Below are 1,401 nucleotides of genomic sequence, written 5' to 3'. Positions count from 1 at the left end.
CTAGCCGTTGTGGTGTTTTAGGGTTGGTGGTGGCGGGTCCGGGGTGTGGCTTGTCCGAAGTGCCGGTGTGGGGTTGTGAGCCGGTCGCGCTGGAGTCAGAGTCGCTGCCCGTGTGCCCTCCCGGACCCGTCCCCTGGGCGGTGGTGTCGGTGCGGGTGAGGTCGTTGAGCATGGCCTTGTAGACGATGTCGGACAGGCGCCGTTTCAGACATCGCATGGCCTCCATCGAGGTCTTCCCGCCGGCTTTCTTGCGGTCGTAGTAGGCGCGTCCTTCGGTCGCGTTGCGTAGCTGGACGACGGCCATGATGTGCAGTACCCGGTTGATCTGCCGGTTCCCTTTACGAGACAATCGGTGGCGCACGTTGTCCCCGGAGGACGCGTCGATCGGCGCTGTGCCGGTCCATGATGCGAAGTGGCTTTTGCTCGGGAACCGGGTCAGGTCACCGACCTCCACGAGGAGGCGGGCCGCGCCAGACGGGCCGATGCCATGCAGGTCCAGCAGGCTCGTGCCGGACGCCTGGACGAGGGTTTTGAGTTCCTTATCCGCGTCTTTGGACCGGGCGTAGATCCGTTCTAGGTCGGTGACGAGCTCAGCGGCGACTCGTTTGCGGGTTTTGCCCACGACGTCGCGGGGCCGCACGCCGGCGAGGATCTGCCGGGCCTGGGCCGCGGACAGGAACTTCTTGGCGCCTCCGGGGATGAGTTCGAGCAGGATGCGGTGCAGCTGGGCGACCTTGCGAGTGTGCTCCTCACCCAGCGACCGGCGTCGGTCGACGAGCAGGTGCAGTACTTCGAGTTGGTCGTCGCTGACCACCGGTCGTAGCCCGGATACGCGGGTGCCGACCAGGGCAACGGAGTGGGCGTCGGTGGCGTCGGTTTTACGGCCTTGGCCGGTGCTGAAGACCCGCGCCCGTGCTGACAGCTTGGCCGGCACGTCGATGATGTTCTGCCCGTCGGCGAGTAGGCGGTGGGCGATGTGACGGCCGATGCCTTCGCAGCCCTCGATCGCCCACACCCGCAGGGGCCACCGCGATACGTAGTCGAGCATCGCGGCATAGCCCGACGATCGTTTCGTCGGCGGTCATGACTTCGATCGTCACCGTGCGTTTATGCGGGTCCATGCCGATCACCACCCGCGGCACGGGCGATGGGCTAGTGGTGCTGCTTGCCATGCGGTCCTCCTTGACCCAGCGACGTGGTGTTCGGTGGGCGTGGAGGGCACCGCTACTTTTAGCTGAGCAGTCCCTTCTTGAGCCTCTCCTGCCCGGCGGTGCCCGGACGGCGCAGTCCAGATGAGAGCCACACGACAAGGTCGTGGGCAGCCGCGAAAGAGAGCGTCCAACCCGGGCACCTAAACCGAGCCTGGCCGGGCGCCGGTCCTGGGTCAATGAAACAAGTAGC

1 protein-coding gene is annotated in these 1,401 nt (G+C 66.1%); it reads right to left on the bottom strand.

Annotated elements, in window-relative coordinates:
* Nucleotides 1-1,048, bottom strand: a 1,048-nt coding sequence (locus tag ABD287_RS18345) for an IS110 family RNA-guided transposase (RefSeq protein ID WP_344174785.1), incomplete at its 3' end; no start/stop codon positions are given.
* Nucleotides 1,049-1,401: the final 353 nt, after the last annotated feature.

The organism is Pilimelia columellifera subsp. columellifera (assembly GCF_039532605.1).
Classification (GTDB): Bacteria; Actinomycetota; Actinomycetes; order Mycobacteriales; family Micromonosporaceae; genus Pilimelia; species Pilimelia columellifera.
Note: the sequence above shows the minus strand (reverse complement) of the source record. Positions and strands in the feature narration are given on the sequence as shown.